The organism is Paenibacillus lautus (genome assembly GCF_050482385.1).
Lineage (GTDB): Bacteria > Bacillota > Bacilli > Paenibacillales > Paenibacillaceae > Paenibacillus_AQ > Paenibacillus_AQ lautus_B.
In genome coordinates, this window is sequence record NZ_JBCNHV010000027.1 from 1 (window position 1) to 19012 (window position 19012).

The window sequence follows — 19012 nt, forward strand, 5'->3', positions numbered from 1 at the left end:
ATCACTCGATAGCGGTCTTTTCCTATATGCAGATAATTTGGGTGTGTGTTACCCCTTGATCAGTGCTGAATAAAAGCTTCACGCAGACGTCATGACCGCTGAAGTTGCCCTCGCCTGCCTGCCATTAGCTTATATCCTCATTTCATACATCATCCACACTTGGTTTCTTCTGTAGACGGTGGTCTTCCGGGTTTTCTTGGATAACTGTCGCCCCTATATACTTCATGACTTATGTTTCAACCAAGTTCCGTTGTCCATAAGGCAGCACCGTAAGCGTAGCGCTGCTGGGTTCGCCATGTCGGACGAATTCGACGACAACCTCCTCGCCAGGCTGCATCGATGTGACCTTATCCTCGAGCTCATCATAACTCCGAATGACCTGGCCAGCCGCACTTGTAATGATATCGCCTTCCTCAATGACACCGTCTGCAGGTGCATGGGGAAACACCTCAACGACTTTGACGCCCTCTATGCCGTCACGGCGGTATGTATAATGATTCATTCCGATCCAGCTGGACCAGAAGGTGGACCGAATATCTTGGTTCGTCTCCAGCACGCTCTTCATATTCCGCATGAATCGGTATGTACCAAAGGCCATGTTATCCATCATCATATACTCTCGCTCATTGGACCATGATCCCGTGTACTCGATGCGGACCAAGGTTCCCTCGGTATGTGGTTCAATGGTCCAAATAGTAAGTTCCTGGTCCTCTCCCTTGAGCGTGAGTTTGCGGTCAGGGATAAGCTCCTCAATCGTACCGACATAGGATACGCCCCAGCCGTAATCAAGTGCGACTTGACCGCCGACCTTCAGGTCGATCTCACAATGGCGAGTCTCCCATTGATTTCGTTCTTGCGGATCGGTTAATGCTTTCCATACACGATCGGGTGTTGTACGGATGACAATCTCCCGCTTAACATGGTTAAAAATAGAGTCCATTTCTATCATTCCTCCTCAAGATATTGTTTAAGTCTGCTTAACTTATTCTCAAGAATAGAGCCAAGCTCATGTTGAAGCTCCGCATACCCGCGCTGAAAAGTCGGGGTATTCAATCGGTAGTAGCAATACTTGCCTTCCCTTCGCTCTAGTAACAGCTCCTCTTCCAGCAAGATGGCGAGATGCTTTTTTACAGCCGGCTGTGAGATATGGAATGACTTCACGATCTCCAGCTGAGGGAGCTCTCGATGAGCGACCATATTTAGGATTTTCCTTCGGATGGGATCTGAAACGGCGCGGTACATATCACTCATGATTGGAATCCCCCCATCACTTTTAAATATAACCTTTTGGTTATATGAATGAATTAAGCATAACTATCCAGCGGTTGGATGTCAATACGAAACATTAAACAAAAAATTAGGCTTTACAGAACTAAGACGTTAGTGTACTATTTAACTATGACACTGATACAAGAAGGAGTGAATGAAAAACCATGAATAGGAACGCATCAAATGAGGCAACAACCAATATAGAGAATGCCACAACGGATTTAAAGAACGGAGTAGACGCTTCAGCCTCCACGGAGAGGAAGAATGCCAAGCAAGGCCCAGTCGTTCTGACCGTTGAACAAGTCACCAAAACGATTGGAAAGAAGAACATCGTCGATGGACTCTCATTTGACATTCATCGCGGTGAAATCGTTGGTTTGCTTGGACCGAACGGCGCGGGCAAAACAACAACCATTCGCATGATTGTAGGGTTGATCGAGATGACCCATGGCGATGTACAGGTGAAAGGACACAGTATCAAGAGAGACTTCGTTCAAGCCGTTCGCCATATCGGGGGCATTATCGAGAACCCGGAATTTTACCCTTATATGAGCGGGTATGACAACCTGAGACAGTACCAGCGGATGTCCGAGGGTGTGACCATCACGAGAATCATGGAGGTTGTCAAACTGGTTGGGCTCCAGGATGCCATACACAAGAAGGTGCGTGCTTATTCCCTGGGGATGCGCCAACGGCTTGGAATAGCTCAGGCCTTGCTGCACAATCCATCCATCCTCATTCTTGACGAGCCGACAAACGGCCTGGATCCAGCCGGTATCCGCGAGATGCGGGATTACTTGAAGCAAATCGCTAAAGATGAGGGAATTGCCATTCTTGTATCCAGTCACCTGCTGTCGGAGATGGAACTGATGTGCAGCCGTGTGGTCGTTATCCAGGAAGGTAAACTCGTAACTGAGCGTTCGATTGGAGGTCCAGTCGTGAATGAAGAGTTAACCACGGTAAGTTTCCGCGTGAATGACGTGGCTATGGCTGAACAAACGATTAGACACTTGCAAAATATTACATTGCTCAACACTCAAATGGAGGAAGGAACCATGACCCTTCAACTTCATGAAGAAGGTATTCCTGCGCTGATCCAGTCACTGTGTGATGCACGGATACGGATTTACCGGGTGGAAGAGATCAAATCGTCACTTGAAGAAGAATTCTTAAAATGGACAGGAGGCAACCGCATTGCGTAGCTTTGGAAATCTCGTCTGGAATGAATGGCTCAAAATGTTTAAGAAACGCAGCTTCTTTCTGCCATATGTGCTTTTAGCAGGAATGGTGATCTTCATGGCTTTCTTGCTCTATAAGTTTTCCGGCGGGGGCAGTACCGGTTATGAATTTGCCGAGCTAGCTGTAACAACCAAGGGAATGGGGCAAGTGCTGACCCTGCTTGCCATTGTCGTGACGGCAGGAGCCGTAGCGAAGGAGCACAGCATGGGAACGATCAAACTGCTGCTTATACGTGCTCAGAGCCGCACCAAGATTTTGGCATCGAAATATGTTGCCGTATTGATTTACACCGTAACACTGGTGACCTTTATGTTTGCTGTAGCCGTGCTGACTGGTCAAATTACGTTCGGTATGGATGCCAGCTCCGTTACACTTGGCGATGTGCTCATTGGAGCAGTGAACAACCTGGTGTATACGATCGTTTATGTAACGCTAACCTTTATGGTAGGCATTCTAACGAAATCCACTGGTCCTGCAATCGGCATCGGCATGTTCATGGTCATTATGGAAAGTATGGTGGTACAGCTGCTTGCGCGTTACTCCTGGTCCAAATACCTGCTGTTTCTGAACGTGGATCTTTCCATGTACAACGGAGGCGCAGGCTCCCCGATTCCAGGCATGAGTTTAACATTCTCAATGATTGTGCTCGCTGTATATCTCCTCTTGTTTCTTGCGATAGGCTTTGTTACGTTTAAAAAACGGGATGTCGCATAAGGGACCTGAGTTCGAGGTAGAGCGGCGGAAAGGAGCAACCCGACAGTGAGTATAGAGTTCGACAATAATCTGCCGATCTATTTACAGATCATGACGTATTTAAAGAAAGAAATCATCATCGGTAAACTGCAGCCCGGTGATAAAATCCCATCGGTTCGAGAATTAGCGAGTGAGCTTCAAATAAATCCAAACACGGTGCAGCGAACTTTTCAGGAATTGGAGCGTGAGGGTATTGTGGAGACACGGAGAGGATTGGGCCGATACGTGACAAGCGAGGAATCCAAAATTATGGAAATCAAAAAAGAAATGGCCGGCGATCTGCTGGAACGCTTTATTCGCGGTATGCAGGAGCTTGGCTTTAAAGATCAGGACATCATATCGATCGTGGAAGATGCTGTGAAGCAGCCATGATCCATAGCGGAGGTGAAATCACGGTGGAGAATCTGTTACAGGTAAAGAACGTGACCAAAACGTATGCCGGTGGTCGCAGAGCGTTACATGATGTTAATCTGGATATTAACGGTGGAAAAATCATTGGTTTGCTGGGCACCAACGGCAGCGGAAAGAGTACGCTTATGAAAATTGCCGCTGGGTTGATCCAGCCGACAAAGGGCGGCGCTTACGTGAAGGGCAAGCCGGTCGGCCTGGAAACCAAAGCCATGGTTTCCTTTATGCCGGACCGGCCCGTAACGGAATCCTGGATGAAGGTATCGGATGCGGTGGCATATTTTAAAGATTTTTATGAGGACTTTAATGTGGAGAAGGCTCGCAACATGCTGGAATTCATGAATTTAAAGACCCATGACCGCATCAGTTCCTTGTCCAAAGGAATGAATGAGCGCCTGCAGTTAACACTGGCCTTGTCCCGTGAAGCTCAGTTGTATATGCTGGATGAGCCGATTGGCGGAGTGGATCCGGTGGCCCGGGGCAAAATTTTGGATGCGATTGTTGAATTCTATAATGAGGATAGCAGCATTATCATTTCAACCCATTTGGTCCGGGATATTGAGCGGATATTTGATGAAGTGATCTTTATTCGCAATGGCGAAGTAGTCATGCATGACGAAGTTGAGAACATCCGCCTAAAACACGGAAAAAGCGTGGATGAGATGTTTAAAGAGGTGTATGCGGAATGATGAAACTATTCAAATACGACTGGAAGAGAAACTCGACTACGCTGCTCGGCTCCTTCGCGATCCTTCTCATCGTTCAGATAGCGATAACCGTAACGGGCTCTATAAAAGATTGGGAGCTTGGAATAAAGTTGGGTTTAAGCATGATGGCTTATGGCTCTGTGAGTGTTCTGCTTCTTGTAGTCACTGGCAAGAACTTCGGCTATAACATAAAGGCATATCACCGCCGTTTACTCCCCGTACGTTCCGTGTGGAATGTGGTTTCATCACTTTTACTTGCATGTGTAAGCTTGCTGGCACTTGGCATATTGATGGCTCTGCATTTATGGTACTACTGGAGTTCAGCCGGCATTTGGGAAATTATCAATTTCGCTGATGTTCCCGTTTCGTATTATGTCGGGTTAGCCCTGCTGATGGTATGGAAATTCATCTATTTGATGATTGCGATATTTTTTGCCATTACCGTGGCTAGGAGCATCACGAAGAAGGGCAGTACATGGATCGGCATTCTGGTGTTCTTCGTATTGCAATACGTTCTTGGCTGGCTTAGCCAAATCCTTTTCGGAGATGAGGCAGCGTGGGTCGGCCCTATGGCTAACATTTCATTGTTCGAGAAAGAAGCAGACATTACGGTATCGACAATGCAATATACATTAGCATGGGGGGGACTTGCTTTTGAAGTGATCATGGCCGCCTTGATCTTGTATGCAACGGTTTACCTCATCGACCGGAAGGTTGAGGTTTAACAAAAAAGCGTACTTGGAAATCCCGAGGACGAATGAACAGGGTCTAGACTATAGAACGAACAAAGAGACTGCCCATCGAGGGCAGTTTTTTTGCATATGGAAGGAGATATCACGGGGAAAACAGAACTAGAACCATACACATACCCGTACTGAGCAAGAGCGGAACCCTTCATTACATCATTGCAAGATAGCGATAGTAAAGAAATGGGATTTAAACATTATAACGTTATATTCACGTAACGCGCTTTCTGTGCTATGCTATAATCACGACACTCAATATAAACAATGTAAACCGACGGGGTAAAGGATCCAAGGCTGGTCTGGTAAGCTGAAGGAGTGAAGCTATGAAGATATTGGAACAGCGTTTTATTATACGCAATGTAAAGACGGTGAATGATGATAAACCTTTTGACATTGTCATGGAGAACGGGTTTATAACCGAAATAACGGATGCGAACACGGCACACGGTGCCAACAGTTTTGATGGTACGGGACTATATGTGTCCAGCGGTTGGATCGATATGCACGTCCATGCGGTCGCTAAGCTGGAGCCTTACGGAGATGCCATCGACGAGATAGGCGTAAAGCAAGGGGTTGCCACCATAATCGACGCAGGGAGCTGTGGTGCGGATACCATTGGAGAACTGGCAGCCGAGGTTGCAAGGTCCAAGACGAATGTGTTTGCTTTTTTGAATATTTCGCATATCGGTCTGCAGCGGGTCGACGAGTTGTCCAGTCTGGAATGGATCGATGCCGAGAAGGCAACAAAGGCGGTATGCACGTATCCAGATATGATCATTGGACTCAAGGCCAGAATCAGCAAAAGCGTAGTCAAGGACAATGGGGTAGAGCCGCTTCGACTTGCAAGAAAAATATCAGGAAAAACGTCGCTGCCGCTGATGGTACATATCGGGTCAGGGCCACCGCCGATTGAGGAAGTATTGGAACTGCTTCAGAAGGACGACATTATCACTCATTATTTAAATGGGAAGGCCAACAATTTATTTGATTCGGACGGAAAGCCGATCCCTGCCCTGGTGGAAGCGATAGCTCGCGGCGTTCATCTGGATGTGGGTCATGGAACGGCAAGCTTCTCGTTCTTGGTGGCAGAGTATGCCAAGATCCAAGGGATTAAACCTGACACGATCAGCACCGATATCTATCGCGGGAATCGCATCAATGGCCCGGTGTACAGCCTGGCTAATGTTCTGACGAAGTTCCTTTATTTGGGATACAGCTTGCAGGAGGTGATCTCAGCGGTAACGGACCATGCAGCAGGATGGTTGCGCCGTCCGGAGCTTGGTCGAATCCAAGTCGGCGATGCCGCTCACCTGACACTGTTTGCGCTGCAGCAGGGGGCTGTGAGTTTAACGGATTCCGAAGGGGAGACCCGGATCGCTGATCGATATATCGAAGCCAGAGGAGTGGTAGTCAATGGATCATTCATTACATGCTAAATATGGGTTGAAGCGCGTGGTTAATGCCAGCGGGCGCATGAGTATTCTTGGCGTATCGGCACCGACGGATACCGTCATGGAAGCGATGCGGATCGGTGGGCAGAGTTACGTGGAAATCGCGGATCTGGTTGATAAAGCGGGAGATTACATGGCGCGCATTCTCGGTTCCGAGGCAGCCGTCGTTGTCAATTCCGCTTCCAGCGGTATCGCTCTTTCCGTGGCGGGAATCGTCACCGAAGGCAATCGCAGGCGCAGTGACCGATTGCACCAGGAGCCAATCGAGAAGAACGAGATTATCATGTTTAAGGGACATAATGTGCAATATGGGGCACCTGTTGAAACGATGGTTTATCTCGGAGGCGGCAAGGTCGTTGAAGTTGGGTATGCCAACGAAGGGCGTAAGGAGCATATCACGGAAGCGATAAATGAGCGTACTGCCGCCATTTTGTACGTGAAATCCCATCACTGCGTACAGAAAAATATGATTTCGGTGGAAGAAGCGGCAGAAGTGGCCCAGGCGCATGGACTTCCGCTGATCATTGATGCTGCTGCCGAGGAGGATATCCAGAAATATGTGAAATACGGGGACCTGGCCATATACAGCGGATCCAAGGCAATTGAAGGCCCGACTTCCGGTATTGTCGGCGGCAAGCGTCAATATGTGGAGTGGGTGAAAGCGCAGCTGCATGGTATTGGGCGCAGTATGAAGGTCGGCAAGGAAACGACGTTTGGATTGCTTCAGGCGCTGGACGAGTATATGGTGAAGGAAGATAACAGTGAGCGGGAGAAAGCGGCGCTGGAGGAAATGAAGTCCTTATTGAAATTGCCGGGCATTGAGGTAACCATTGTGCAGGACGAAGCGGGAAGGGCGATTTTCCGGGGGCGCGTGAAAGTCGATGAACATGCGGCCGGGGTTAGTGCCAAGTCCATGAACGATCAGCTTCGCGAAGGCGATATTGCCGTATACACCAGGGATTACGGCGTTCGCCAGGGGTATTTTGATATCGATCCTCGCTCGCTTTCCGGGGATGATTTGCAAGTCATTATCACGAGAATACAACAGATTGCAGGGGGAAACTAAGATGGCAAATATGGAGAAACGTCTTTACAGAAATCGCGCGGCACTGAACGTACTTGCGGGCAGCATTCAGAATGCGAAGGAAATTTTTGAAGCTGCGGAAGGGCATGTGGTGGTCGGCGTATTGTCCAAAAATTATCCGAACGCGCAAGAGGCCGTTATTGCGATGAAGGAGTACGGCGCAGTTATCGAAGATGCGGTATCGATCGGATTGGGTGCCGGCGATAATCGTCAAGCTGCGGTGGTAGCCGAGATTGTGAAGAGCTACCCAGGCACGCATATCAATCAGGTGTTCCCGGCAGTTGGTGCTACACGTGCCAATCTGGATGGCAAAGAAAGCTGGATTAACAGCCTTGTATCTCCTTCAGGACAAGTGGGCTACGTGAATATCTCAACTGGACCGGTGAGCGCTGCCGGATCAGACAAAGCCATCGTACCTGTCAAAGCGGCCATCGCGCTTGTGCGCGACATGGGCGGTAACGCACTGAAGTACTTCCCGATGCGGGGCCTGGAGCTGGAGGAGGAGTACCGCGCGGTAGCGAAGGCATGTGCGGAGGAAGGATTCGCGCTTGAACCAACAGGCGGAATTGATAAAGAGAATTTTGAAGCCATCGTGCGCATCGCATTCGAAGCGGGAGTGCAGCAGGTCATCCCGCACGTATACTCTTCGATTATCGACTCGACCAGTGGAGATACGATCATTAGCGATGTACAAGAGCTGCATCTCAAGCTAAAAGCGCTGGTTGATCAATATGCCTAAGACGATTGCCGCATATGGCGAAGTGATGATGCGACTTCAAGTACCGGGATATGCTTCCTTGGCTCAAGAGAGCCATCTGAATTACTCCTTTTCCGGCACGGGTGTAAACATCGCCTCGGCTGTGGCAAGGTTCGGTCATAACGGATATCTGGTCAGCACACTGCCGGATAACCCGCTTGGCGAAGCGGCGATTTCCTACCTGCGCAAGCTTGGCATCGACACTGCGCTCATTAGCCGCGGAGGCAAATATGTCGGCATGTACTTTTTGGAGAATGGCTTTGGTGTAAGACCCGGACGTGTAACTTATACGGATCGACTGGGCAGCAGTTTTAATACGGCGGAGGATGCCATGTACGATTTCGGGGCGATTGCCAAAAAGATGGACATGGTTCATTTTTGCGGTATTACCCTTTCCATGAACGATACGGTACGGGGCCAGATGAAGACACTGGCTCGTGAAGTTAAGAAAAACGGCGGAACCGTTGTGTTCGATTGCAATTATCGTCCCACTTTATGGGGGGCGGACCGCTACGAGTTTGCCAAGCCGCACTATGAGGAAATGCTGTCTTTAGCGGATATCGTCTTTATGAATGAGAAAGATGCCATCTATATCCTTGGCATGGAGACGACCCGGGCGGATCAGAACGAACAGCTGCAGGAGTTGATCCCGAAGGTGGCGGCGAAGTATAATATTACGGTTGCGTCGGGTACCCACCGCAAGATCAACGGGGATAACACTCATTCCCTGCAAGGCTATCTCTACACGGATGGAGCGTTTCATTTTTCCAAAACCTTGACGTTTTCCGTCCATGATCGTATCGGCGCGGGTGATGCCTACGCCAGCGGGGTGATTCACGGGATCTCGGAGGGATATGAACCGAATCGGACGGTTGATTTTGCCGCAGCTGCGGCGATGCTTGCCCATACCGTCACAGGGGATACGCCGACGGCGAACGAACGCGAAGTGCTTCAGGCAATGAGTCATCATATGTCTGACGTGGAAAGGTAGGAGGAAGCATGTCGATCACGCGGAAGAACGGTCCGTTATACTTGCAAATCAAGAAGATCATAAAAGATCGGATTCTGCATGGGGAATATCCACTTGGCTCCCATATTCCTTCCGAGCCGCAGCTGGAACAGGAATTTAACGTTAGCAAAATGACGGTCCGCAATGCGATCCAGGAGTTGTATCAGGAAGGGTATGTAGAGAAGCGGAGCGGGGTAGGAACGATTGTGACCCGGAACACTTCCTTTTCCAAGCTTTCCAAAGGCAAGCTCTTCACCGAGATTCTGGTCGAAGAAGGACACCAGATTCGGAAACGCCACCTGAAGACGGAATGGGTGCTCAATGAGCCGGATAGCGAATTGTTCTTAAAATTCGGGGAGCGGTGCCTGCTTATTGAACGTTTGTATTTACTGGACGGGAGCCCCTTCATATACTACACCCACTATGTGTCATCCCAAGTGGATATGGGTGAAGAGTTCGGTTCCACCGAACTGCCGTCTCTGTATGACCGCATCGAGGAGAGTCAAATTACGCTGGAGAATTTCCGCGACCGTTTCCTGGCGACCGTGGCAAATGAGGAGATTGCCTCCTTGCTTGATGTAAGTATAGGCACGCCGTTACTGAAGCGGCTCAGATCCTCTTATGACGGGACAGGCAGCATCATTGAATACAGCATCGGCTATTACAATACGGAATTACAGCACTACTTGATCAGTTATGACGCTTGAAGATGTAGACGAAACAGGAGCACGATATGGAGAAGTGGCCTTGAGACCGGTTTTCACCCGGCATGAAGGCTGCTTCTTTTTTATTGCCCTTGAATGAATTGTTCTTGGGAAAGAGGCTATAAGCGGTCAAAGAACTGGGTACAATAAGAATAACTGCAAAGCGCGACAAATTGAGAAGACCCTCTTGGCAAAATGAAAAAATGTGCTATAATGAGATCAAAGTCAAAGAAAGTCAAAGTCAACGAAAGGGTTCGCTGATTTTGATTATGGTTAAAATTAACGTATAAGCAAGGCTCTGTGCGGACGTGTAAGATCACTATCCGTCTTAACGTTTCAAACAGTGGAGGATGAACAGACCAATGCGTAATATCTCTGATATTATCGAACAATACCTGAAGAGCATACTGCAGGAAAGTCCGGAGGGTACCGTTGAAATTCAACGCAACGATCTGGCGGAGCAATTTTCTTGCGTTCCTTCCCAGATTAACTACGTGATCAGTACACGGTTCACGCTGGAGAAGGGCTTTCTTGTCGAGAGCAAGCGGGGCGGGGGCGGGTACATACGCATCCAGCGTATCGAGCTTCCCCAGCATACTGCACTCCAGCAGCATCTTCATCATACCATTGGCAGCATGATTGATCAGACGGTGGCTGAAGGATTGATTTACCAGCTGGAGGAATCCCGGTTTTTAACGAGGCGGGAGGCCAGCCTAATGCGGGCTGCCATTTCGAGGGAGTGCCTGAATGTGAAGCTTCCTTATCGGGATGAGCTGCGTGCAAGGATTATGAAGGCGATGCTTATTTCTTTATTAGGTAAGTGAGTCTGTGTAAGGGGGCATCGGATTATGTTATGCCAGGAATGTGGTAAACGGCCGGCGACACTTCATTTCACCAAAATTGTGAACGGGGAGAAAACGGAGTTTCATTTTTGTGAAACCTGTGCCCGTGAGAAAGGGGAATTGATCCCCGGCACGTCGAATGGTTTTTCTATACACAGTTTGCTGTCAGGTCTTCTGGATCTGGATCCTTCAGGCAAGGGCCAGAGCCCCGGTGCAAAAATGGCTCAGACGCTGCAATGCGAAGAATGCGGTATGACGTATTCCCAGTTCAGCAAGCTTGGCCGGTTCGGCTGCAGCTCGTGTTATAAATATTTTTCGGATCGCTTGGATCCATTGTTTAAGCGAGTCCATGGGGGGACCTCCCATGTCGGCAAAGTGCCGAAGCGTACGGGTGGTCGGATTCAGATCAAACGTCAAATCGATGAGCTTAAGAAGGAGCTCCAGATTCGGATCGTGCAGGAGGAGTTTGAAACGGCTGCCGAGATCCGGGACCAAATTCGTGAGCTGGAGCGAAATATGGCTCAGGGATAAGATTGTAAGATTTTGCACTTTAGTAGGAGGAATGCGTGATGTCTAATCTCCGGTTTACCGATTCGGCGCTGAGCGAGTGGATGCGCGGGAACGGTCAGGATTCCGACATTGTCATCAGCACCCGTGTCAGGGTGGCGCGCAATCTGCAGCATCTTCCTTTCCCGCTGCTGGCAACAGATCAGCAGTCAGGAGAAGTGCTAGAGCGCCTGACGGATGTATTGAAGAATAAGGACGATTTGCAGGATTTCGGGGATTTACATGTAATTAAATTAAGTGAGATTGATGAACTGGATAAGAAGGTTCTTGTTGAGAAGCATCTAATCAGTCCCAATCTGGCGAATGAATCCCGAAACGGTGCAGTCATCCTCACTGAAGATGAATCCGTCAGCATTATGATCAATGAAGAGGATCACCTGCGCATCCAGTGTTTATATCCCGGATTTCAGGTTCGTGAGGCATGGGCACGTGCAACGGCGCTGGATGATGTTTTTGAATCCGAGATCGATTATGCGTTTGATGACAAGCGAGGTTATCTTACAAGCTGTCCGACGAATGTCGGCACCGGTCTTCGCGCATCGGTCATGATGCATCTGCCCGCTCTTGTTATGACACAGCAGATTAACCGGATTCTCTCGGCTGTATCGCAGGTAGGCTTGACGGTAAGAGGGATTTACGGTGAAGGCAGCGAAGCGTTAGGCAACCTGTTTCAAATCTCGAATCAGATTACGCTCGGTCAAACCGAGTCGGAGATCATTGAGAATCTTCACAGCGTCGCCTTGCAAATCATCGAGCATGAGAAGAATGCCAGAGCCCGGCTCTTGGGTGAATCCAAGCTTCGGATTACGGATCGGGTCATGCGCTCCTATGGCATACTGTCCTATGCGGCGGTGATGGATTCCAAGGAAGCGGCCCAGCGTTTGTCCGATGTTCGGCTTGGTGTGGATCTCGGCCTCCTGGAAGGCCCGGAAATTCCGGTCATGAATGAACTGAATGTGAAGACACAGCCGGGCTTTCTGCAGAAGACCTATGGAGAAGGAATGACTCCTTCTGAACGCGACATGTACAGGGCTAAGCTCATCAGAGAAACACTGGGTAACCATTAAGGATCTATACTCGTTTTACAGTTGGATGACGGTGTAAGTGTCCTATAGATTACCATACACCGAAATCCGCGAGGTTCAATATATTAATTGAAACGTGGAGGTGCAATACTATGATGTTTGGCAGATTTACGGAACGTGCACAAAAGGTGCTTGCATTGGCTCAGGAAGAAGCGGTACGTCTGGGTCACAACAATATCGGCACAGAACATATCCTGCTAGGACTTATTCGTGAAGGAGACGGCATTGCAGCCAAAGCGCTGATCGGACTTGGACTTGGTCTTGAGAAAATTCAGGATGAAGTTGAAACATTAATCGGACGCGGACAAGAGCAGCCTACCAACATTGCTTATACGCCTAGAGCGAAAAAAGTAATTGAGCTCTCCATGGACGAAGCTCGCAAGCTTGGTCATACCTACGTAGGTACTGAGCATATTCTGCTGGGGCTCATTCGTGAAGGCGAAGGGGTTGCGGCACGTGTGCTAAACAACCTGGGCATTAGCCTGAACAAAGCCCGCCAGCAAGTACTGCAGCTGCTTGGCAGCAGCGAAGCGGTATCGAGCCATCATGGCACGCCGCAAAACGTAAGCACGCCTACACTCGACAGTCTCGCTCGCGATCTGACCGCCATTGCCAAAGAAGGCAATCTGGATCCGGTCATCGGACGCAGCAAAGAAATCGAGCGCGTGATTCAGGTGCTGAGCCGCCGTACGAAGAACAACCCGGTGTTGATTGGTGAACCAGGGGTAGGTAAAACGGCGATTGCCGAAGGCCTGGCACAACGCATCATTAACAACGAAATTCCGGAGACACTGCGTGACAAACGCGTCATGACGCTGGATATGGGCTCGGTTGTTGCCGGAACCAAATACCGCGGCGAGTTTGAGGATCGCCTGAAAAAAATTATGGATGAGATTCGTCAAGCGGGTAACATTGTTCTGTTCATCGATGAGCTTCATACCTTGATCGGTGCAGGCGGTGCAGAAGGTGCGATTGACGCTTCCAACATTCTTAAGCCATCATTGGCACGCGGAGAGCTTCAGTGCATCGGGGCAACCACCCTGGACGAATACCGCAAATATATTGAAAAAGATGCGGCTCTCGAGCGTCGTTTCCAACCGATTACGGTGGATCAACCGTCGCCAGAGGAAGCCATTCAGATTCTGTATGGACTGCGTGACCGTTACGAAGCGCATCACCGCGTGAAAATTACGGATGAAGCGATCGAGCAGGCCGTGAAATTGTCCGACCGCTACATTACGGACCGCTTCCTGCCGGATAAAGCGATTGACCTGATTGACGAGGCCGGTTCGAAAGTTCGCCTTCATACGTATACCATACCGCCAAATCTGAAAGATCAGGAAGCCCATCTGGAGGACATCCGCAAAGAGAAGGACGCAGCTGTCCAAAGCCAGGAATTCGAGAAAGCTGCAGCGCTGCGCGATACGGAACAGAAGCTGCGTGAAGAGCTTGAAATTACGAAGAATCAATGGAAAGAAAAACAAGGACGTACCGATTCCGAGGTAACTCCGGAGGATATCGCCGACGTGGTAGCCAACTGGACCGGTATTCCTGTGAATAAACTGAAAGAAGAAGAGACCGAGCGTCTTCTGAATCTGGAAGAAATTTTGCATAGCCGCGTCATCGGTCAAGAGGAAGCGGTCAAAGCGGTCAGCCGTGCGGTTCGACGGGCACGTGCAGGCCTGAAAGATCCGAAGCGTCCAATGGGCTCCTTCATCTTCCTGGGTCCTACCGGGGTAGGTAAAACCGAGCTGGCACGCGCCCTTGCGGAAGCGATGTTCGGAGATGAGAATGCGGTTGTACGGATCGATATGTCCGAGTACATGGAGAAGCATTCCACATCACGTCTCGTCGGAGCGCCTCCGGGATATGTCGGCTATGAAGAAGGCGGTCAGCTGACCGAGAAGGTACGCCGCAAACCATATTCCGTTGTGCTCCTCGATGAGATCGAGAAGGCGCACCCTGAGGTATTCAACATCTTGCTTCAAGTACTGGAAGACGGACGCTTGACCGATTCCAAGGGCCGCGTGGTGGACTTCCGAAACACCCTGATCATCCTGACCTCCAACGTGGGAGCGGAAGCGATCAAGAAGAACTCTACGCTTGGCTTTACTGCAGTGACGGATGCAGGCCGCGATTATAACAATATGAAAGGCAAAGTGATGGATGAGCTCAAGAAGAGCTTCCGTCCGGAGTTCTTGAACCGGATTGACGAGATCATCGTGTTCCACTCTCTGGAAGAGAAACACATTGCCCAAATCGTGACATTGATGTCCGACGAGCTGCGTAAACGTCTGAAGGAATTCGAGGTGCATTTCGAGCTCACAGACAAAGCGAAGGCCTTCATTGCGAAGGAAGGATACGATCCGGCCTTCGGTGCCCGCCCACTGCGCCGGGCTATCCAGAAGCACATCGAGGATCGTCTCTCCGAGGAGCTGCTGAAAGGCACTGTGGCCAAGGGTGACTCGCTCACCATTGATGAGGCAAACGGCGAGCTGGTTGTACACAAGAACGAGAGCGTCACTGCCGCATCAGCCGAAACCGAATAAGTGTAACTTCAACCCCCGTTGGATTAAATCCAACGGGGATTTTGTTTTTAATGTTAATGGAAGATGAGAGAATTATAAGGGAGAGGTTTATGAGGGGAGATACATGAATGCCCGGAAGTCATCGAATGCAATGGACGGGTGTTGTTTTATATCGGCGGCAATAAATCGACATATGGCGAAGGAAGCAGGCCTCATGTATCAACCTAGCGGAGAGGACGGAATCGTTCTGAAGAAGCGACAGCGTTCGCCTTTAAAACCGGGAAACCACCATGATATCAATTCCAGTTTCCTGGTTTTAACAGCGATCGTAAGAACGATCCGGCAGCGAAGCGGGCGCCGTTTTTATAATATCCAGCAAAAAACAATGCTAATTCTCCTCCAACCCTTCAAATTTGAAACAAATCCTTCTCATCTCGCGTAAAGTTTCCAATTAACCTTTACGTTGAATTATAAGAAATGGTAAACTTTGAGTAATGCCTGATTTTGCAGGGTTTTACGAAATCCGACAAATGATGTGCGACATAAAGGAGACTCACATGGCAAAAACTAAAACGAAATTTTTCTGTACCGAGTGCGGCTATGAAGCGCCCAAATGGTTCGGAAAATGTCCGGGCTGCCAATCATGGAATTCCATGGTAGAAGAGACCGAGACGGTAATCAAGACGCAGGGGATGAATTCCCCTCTTTTTCATAGTAAAGAAAAACCCCTTTCGATCATAAATATAGAAAGCGGTAAAGAACCCAGAATCCAGACGGGCATTGCGGAATTGAACCGTGTGCTCGGCGGCGGGCTTGTTCCGGGCTCGCTGGTGTTAGTCGGCGGTGACCCCGGCATCGGCAAATCCACGCTGCTGCTGCAAGCCTCCAATCGCTTGGCCCAAAACGGTATTCGCGTTCTGTACATTTCCGGTGAGGAATCCGTACGCCAGACCAAACTGCGTGCAGATCGGCTCGGGGCGCTGTCTCCGGAGCTGTTTGTCCTGTGTGAAACCAATCTGGAATCGATTGAGGAAGCCATTGAGAACGTGCAACCTGGCTTTGTTGTCATTGACTCCATTCAGACGGTGTATTTGCCGGAGGTAACCAGTGCGCCGGGCAGCGTTTCCCAGGTGCGGGAGTGTACGGCACGCTTCATGCGATTGGCGAAGGTGAAGGGCATAGCGACCGTCCTGGTCGGTCATGTGACCAAGGAAGGCGCTATTGCAGGCCCAAGGATGCTGGAGCACATGGTGGACTGTGTGCTTTATTTTGAAGGAGAGCGTCACCATACTTACCGTTTGCTTCGTGCGGTAAAGAACCGTTTCGGTTCGACGAATGAGATTGGCATTTTTGAGATGGGTGAGGATGGACTTCGGGAAGTCGGGAATCCATCAGAACTGTTTTTATCTGAACGGCCCTTAGGGGTAGCGGGTTCAACCGTTGTTGCGAGCATGGAGGGAACTCGTCCGGTTCTGGTCGAGCTGCAGGCGCTCATCTCCACAACCCACTTCCCGTCCCCGCGCCGGATGGGCACAGGGGTCGACCACCACCGCATGAATCTGATCATTGCCGTGCTGGAGAAACGGATGGGCATGTACCTGCAAACGCAAGACGCCTATCTGAATGTTGCCGGCGGCGTGAAGCTCGATGAGCCCGCGGTGGATTTGGCCATAGCGGTTAGCATTGCATCCAGCTTCCGCGACATTCCGACCAAGCCGTATGATGTCATCTTTGGCGAGGTTGGTCTGACCGGCGAGGTTCGTGCCGTTTCCAGAGCGGAACAAAGGGTAAGGGAAGCCGAGAAGCTGGGCTTTAAGCGCGTACTCATGCCGGAGAAGAGTTTAAAGGGATGGAAGCATCCGAAAGGAATACAAATTATAGGAGTAAACACCGTTGCAGATGCATTAGCGGTTGCGTTAGATTAGGGGGCATACGAAGGTGAAAGAAACGAGCCAACTGGACAAAATGAATGATTTGCTAAAGCTGGTAGCACCGGGAACGCCGTTTCGCGACGGACTGGAGAACGTGCTGCGGGCGAAGACGGGCGCCCTGATCGTTGTGGGCTACAGCCCGGAAGTAATGGAAGTTGTCGACGGCGGCTTCTCCATTAACTGTGATTTTTCGCCAAACTATTTATACGAGTTGGCCAAGATGGACGGCGCCATCATCCTGAGTGAAGACTTGAAACGTATCTTATATGCGAATACTCAGCTGATTCCGGATTCTTCGATCTCTTCCATCGAGACGGGGATACGGCACAGAACAGCGGAGCGGGTAGCGAAACAGACTGGCAAGCTGGTTGTGTCCATCTCGCAGCGCCGAAACATTATTACGCTGTACCAAGGGTCGCTGCGGTATGCATTGAAGGAAATCGGCGTAATCTTAACTAAGGCCAATCAGGCCATACAGACGCTGGAGCGATACCGCGTGGTGCTTAATCAATCGCTTACCAACCTCTCGGCATCTGAATTTGAAGAATTGGTCACCATTCCGGAAGTTGTGAATGTGATTCAGCGCGTCGAGATGGTACTCCGCATCAAGAAGGAGATCAAGCGCTATATCAACGAGCTCGGCAACGAAGGGCGTTTGATCAGCATGCAGATGGATGAGCTTGTAAGCAATATAGAGGAAGAGGCTTGGCTGCTGTATGCGGACTATGCCCGGGAGTACAGCGAGGAGAAGATCCGCGAGATCATTCTTGCGCTGAAGCGTTCAACGGATGAGGAACTGCTGGACATTCACCATATTGTAAGGCTTCTTGGCTATCCGGCTTCCGCCGCTGCTTCTGAGGAAGAGATACTCCCGCGCGGTTATCGGATTTTGAACAAAATCCCGCGCCTTCCGAATGTGATCGTTCGTAATCTGGTCGACCAGTTCCATGATTTATCCAGCATTATGATCGCTTCCATCCATGAACTTGATGAAGTGGACGGGATTGGCGAAGTTCGCGCACGCACCATTAAAGAAGGCCTGAAACGATTGCAAGAACAAGTATTCATTGACAGACAAATCTAAAAGACCTACAATCGATGTTCGAACGTAACATTAATGAGGTGAATAATAAAATGACGAAATCAATTCCGAACATGTTTACTTTAGGTAATCTGTTTCTCGGAATGATTGGTATCATCATGGCGACAGAAGGTCGAACGAGTATGGCCGCCATTATGATTATCATTGCCATGCTCCTTGATGGGCTAGACGGCCGGGTAGCTCGGGCATTGAATGCCCAAAGCGAACTCGGTAAGGAACTTGACTCATTATCCGATGTAATATCATTTGGCGTAGCACCAGCACTCATCATGTATACCGTAGCGTTTACGGATATTAATACAGCACTGGCTTGGACAGTGACCGCCATATTTCCGATGTGCGGCGCACTGCGTCTTGCAAGATTTAATGTTCGTCCGGGCATACCGGGATATTTTATCGGCCTGCCAATCCCCGCTGCGGGAGGCGTGCTGGCAACCTTGGCGTTATTCCATGAAGAGATTACAGCAACTTATATGATTATTGCCGTATTACTACTTTCTTACCTCATGGTTAGCGCAGTCAAGTATCCAAACTTCAAGAAGATTGGCATTCCGAAAACAGCGATTAAATTTACACCGCTTGTCATCATTGGCGCAGTCATGGTTGCCGTGTTCTTACCAGAGCAGACCTCCAAGCTGATATTCTTGCCATTGGTCCTGTACGCAGGTTATGGCTTGCAACAGAATTTCCGTAGGCTGAACCGCAAAAAACGTCGTAAAAAGGATGATCCCAAATCAGATGAGGCCTTTCAATCCTCTGACCGATAGGACAGATTTGTGACATAATCCAAATAAAAAGCATTTATTTCCCTGCTAGCGCAGCGAGATAAA

At 49.6% G+C, this 19012-nt stretch carries 19 protein-coding genes; 17 read left to right on the forward strand and 2 right to left on the reverse strand.

The genetic code is table 11. The features are described 5' to 3' along the window. Positions 1 to 229: 229 nt before the first annotated feature. Together ABEW73_RS28250 and ABEW73_RS28255 are read right to left on the reverse strand one after the other, a co-directional pair. Positions 230 to 940: an SRPBCC domain-containing protein gene (locus tag ABEW73_RS28250; protein ID WP_430170029.1), complete on the reverse strand. Its 711-nt coding sequence runs from the start codon at positions 938 to 940 to the stop codon at positions 230 to 232. A gap of 5 nt (positions 941 to 945) precedes the next feature. Further along, a complete protein-coding gene (locus ABEW73_RS28255) occupies positions 946 to 1251 on the reverse strand; it encodes a metalloregulator ArsR/SmtB family transcription factor (protein ID WP_430170031.1) in 306 nt (101 codons plus the stop codon). A gap of 182 nt (positions 1252 to 1433) precedes the next feature. Here ABEW73_RS28255 and ABEW73_RS28260 point away from each other — a divergent pair, with 182 nt between their 5' ends. The 17 genes from ABEW73_RS28260 to pssA all read left to right on the forward strand — a co-directional run bounded on the left by ABEW73_RS28260 (position 1434) and on the right by pssA (position 18949). Next, complete coding sequence (locus tag ABEW73_RS28260) at positions 1434 to 2471, forward strand: ABC transporter ATP-binding protein (RefSeq protein WP_430170033.1); 1038 nt, start codon at positions 1434 to 1436, stop codon at positions 2469 to 2471. Then, positions 2464 to 3222: an ABC transporter permease gene (locus tag ABEW73_RS28265; protein ID WP_430170035.1), complete on the forward strand. Its 759-nt coding sequence runs from the start codon at positions 2464 to 2466 to the stop codon at positions 3220 to 3222. The genes ABEW73_RS28260 and ABEW73_RS28265 overlap by 8 nt, the downstream gene beginning before the upstream one ends. Positions 3223 to 3267: 45 nt before the next feature. Further along, a complete protein-coding gene (locus tag ABEW73_RS28270; RefSeq protein ID WP_076326254.1) occupies positions 3268 to 3633 on the forward strand; it encodes a GntR family transcriptional regulator in 366 nt (121 codons plus the stop codon). Between the two features lie 23 nt (positions 3634 to 3656). Next, entirely contained in the window at positions 3657 to 4358 is a 702-nt protein-coding gene (locus tag ABEW73_RS28275) for an ABC transporter ATP-binding protein (protein ID WP_430170037.1), read from the forward strand. Continuing rightward, the gene (locus tag ABEW73_RS28280; RefSeq protein ID WP_430170039.1) at positions 4355 to 5101 is read left to right on the forward strand and encodes a hypothetical protein; all 747 of its coding nucleotides are present in this window, start codon (positions 4355 to 4357) and stop codon (positions 5099 to 5101) included. Before ABEW73_RS28275 ends, ABEW73_RS28280 begins: the two co-directional genes overlap by 4 nt. 353 nt (positions 5102 to 5454) lie before the next feature. Next, on the forward strand, positions 5455 to 6558 hold the full coding sequence (locus tag ABEW73_RS28285; protein WP_430170094.1) for an amidohydrolase/deacetylase family metallohydrolase: 1104 nt from the start codon (positions 5455 to 5457) through the stop codon (positions 6556 to 6558). Further along, complete coding sequence (locus ABEW73_RS28290) at positions 6536 to 7639, forward strand: DgaE family pyridoxal phosphate-dependent ammonia lyase (protein ID WP_430170041.1); 1104 nt, start codon at positions 6536 to 6538, stop codon at positions 7637 to 7639. The genes ABEW73_RS28285 and ABEW73_RS28290 overlap by 23 nt, the downstream gene beginning before the upstream one ends. Position 7640: 1 nt before the next feature. Continuing rightward, on the forward strand, positions 7641 to 8396 hold the full coding sequence (gene dagF / locus ABEW73_RS28295) for a 2-dehydro-3-deoxy-phosphogluconate aldolase (protein WP_430170043.1): 756 nt from the start codon (positions 7641 to 7643) through the stop codon (positions 8394 to 8396). Next, positions 8389 to 9405, forward strand: a complete 1017-nt coding sequence (locus ABEW73_RS28300) for a sugar kinase (RefSeq protein WP_430170045.1) — start codon at positions 8389 to 8391, stop codon at positions 9403 to 9405. The genes dagF and ABEW73_RS28300 overlap by 8 nt, the downstream gene beginning before the upstream one ends. Positions 9406 to 9413: 8 nt before the next feature. Then, complete coding sequence (locus ABEW73_RS28305) at positions 9414 to 10130, forward strand: GntR family transcriptional regulator (protein WP_098749116.1); 717 nt, start codon at positions 9414 to 9416, stop codon at positions 10128 to 10130. A gap of 359 nt (positions 10131 to 10489) precedes the next feature. Further along, positions 10490 to 10951, forward strand: coding sequence for a CtsR family transcriptional regulator (locus ABEW73_RS28310; protein ID WP_006212959.1), 462 nt, complete (start codon positions 10490 to 10492; stop codon positions 10949 to 10951). 24 nt (positions 10952 to 10975) lie between these two features. Further along, entirely contained in the window at positions 10976 to 11500 is a 525-nt protein-coding gene (locus tag ABEW73_RS28315) for a UvrB/UvrC motif-containing protein (protein ID WP_098749115.1), read from the forward strand. A 38-nt stretch (positions 11501 to 11538) separates the two neighbouring features. Next, positions 11539 to 12603 carry a protein arginine kinase gene (locus ABEW73_RS28320; protein ID WP_430170047.1) on the forward strand — a complete coding sequence of 355 codons (1065 nt, stop codon included), beginning with the start codon at positions 11539 to 11541 and terminating at the stop codon, positions 12601 to 12603. A 110-nt stretch (positions 12604 to 12713) separates the two neighbouring features. After that, positions 12714 to 15170: an ATP-dependent protease ATP-binding subunit ClpC gene (clpC, locus tag ABEW73_RS28325; protein WP_076326245.1), complete on the forward strand. Its 2457-nt coding sequence runs from the start codon at positions 12714 to 12716 to the stop codon at positions 15168 to 15170. Between the two features lie 536 nt (positions 15171 to 15706). Then, positions 15707 to 17074: a DNA repair protein RadA gene (radA, locus tag ABEW73_RS28330; protein ID WP_009594669.1), complete on the forward strand. Its 1368-nt coding sequence runs from the start codon at positions 15707 to 15709 to the stop codon at positions 17072 to 17074. Positions 17075 to 17087: 13 nt separating this feature from the next. Beyond that, positions 17088 to 18164 (forward strand): DNA integrity scanning diadenylate cyclase DisA, encoded by a 1077-nt coding sequence (disA, locus tag ABEW73_RS28335; protein WP_076326243.1) that lies wholly within the window; start codon positions 17088 to 17090, stop codon positions 18162 to 18164. A 50-nt stretch (positions 18165 to 18214) separates the two neighbouring features. Beyond that, positions 18215 to 18949 (forward strand): CDP-diacylglycerol--serine O-phosphatidyltransferase, encoded by a 735-nt coding sequence (pssA, locus tag ABEW73_RS28340; RefSeq protein WP_430170048.1) that lies wholly within the window; start codon positions 18215 to 18217, stop codon positions 18947 to 18949. Positions 18950 to 19012 lie beyond the last annotated feature (63 nt).

Excerpts from the sequence above, each read along its gene's own strand:
- dagF (WP_430170043.1), top strand. The coding sequence starts at position 7,641 with ATGGCAAATATGGAGAAACGTCTTTACAGAAATCGCGCGGCACTGAAC.
- clpC (WP_076326245.1), top strand. The coding sequence starts at position 12,714 with ATGATGTTTGGCAGATTTACGGAACGTGCACAAAAGGTGCTTGCATTG.
- ABEW73_RS28260 (WP_430170033.1), top strand. The coding sequence starts at position 1,434 with ATGAATAGGAACGCATCAAATGAGGCAACAACCAATATAGAGAATGCC.
- ABEW73_RS28305 (WP_098749116.1), top strand. The coding sequence starts at position 9,414 with ATGTCGATCACGCGGAAGAACGGTCCGTTATACTTGCAAATCAAGAAG.
- radA (WP_009594669.1), top strand. The coding sequence starts at position 15,707 with ATGGCAAAAACTAAAACGAAATTTTTCTGTACCGAGTGCGGCTATGAA.
- ABEW73_RS28250 (WP_430170029.1), bottom strand. The coding sequence starts at position 940 with ATGGACTCTATTTTTAACCATGTTAAGCGGGAGATTGTCATCCGTACA.
- ABEW73_RS28310 (WP_006212959.1), top strand. The coding sequence starts at position 10,490 with ATGCGTAATATCTCTGATATTATCGAACAATACCTGAAGAGCATACTG.
- pssA (WP_430170048.1), top strand. The coding sequence starts at position 18,215 with ATGACGAAATCAATTCCGAACATGTTTACTTTAGGTAATCTGTTTCTC.
- ABEW73_RS28320 (WP_430170047.1), top strand. The coding sequence starts at position 11,539 with ATGTCTAATCTCCGGTTTACCGATTCGGCGCTGAGCGAGTGGATGCGC.
- ABEW73_RS28315 (WP_098749115.1), top strand. The coding sequence starts at position 10,976 with ATGTTATGCCAGGAATGTGGTAAACGGCCGGCGACACTTCATTTCACC.
- ABEW73_RS28290 (WP_430170041.1), top strand. The coding sequence starts at position 6,536 with ATGGATCATTCATTACATGCTAAATATGGGTTGAAGCGCGTGGTTAAT.
- ABEW73_RS28255 (WP_430170031.1), bottom strand. The coding sequence starts at position 1,251 with ATGAGTGATATGTACCGCGCCGTTTCAGATCCCATCCGAAGGAAAATC.
- ABEW73_RS28280 (WP_430170039.1), top strand. The coding sequence starts at position 4,355 with ATGATGAAACTATTCAAATACGACTGGAAGAGAAACTCGACTACGCTG.
- ABEW73_RS28300 (WP_430170045.1), top strand. The coding sequence starts at position 8,389 with ATGCCTAAGACGATTGCCGCATATGGCGAAGTGATGATGCGACTTCAA.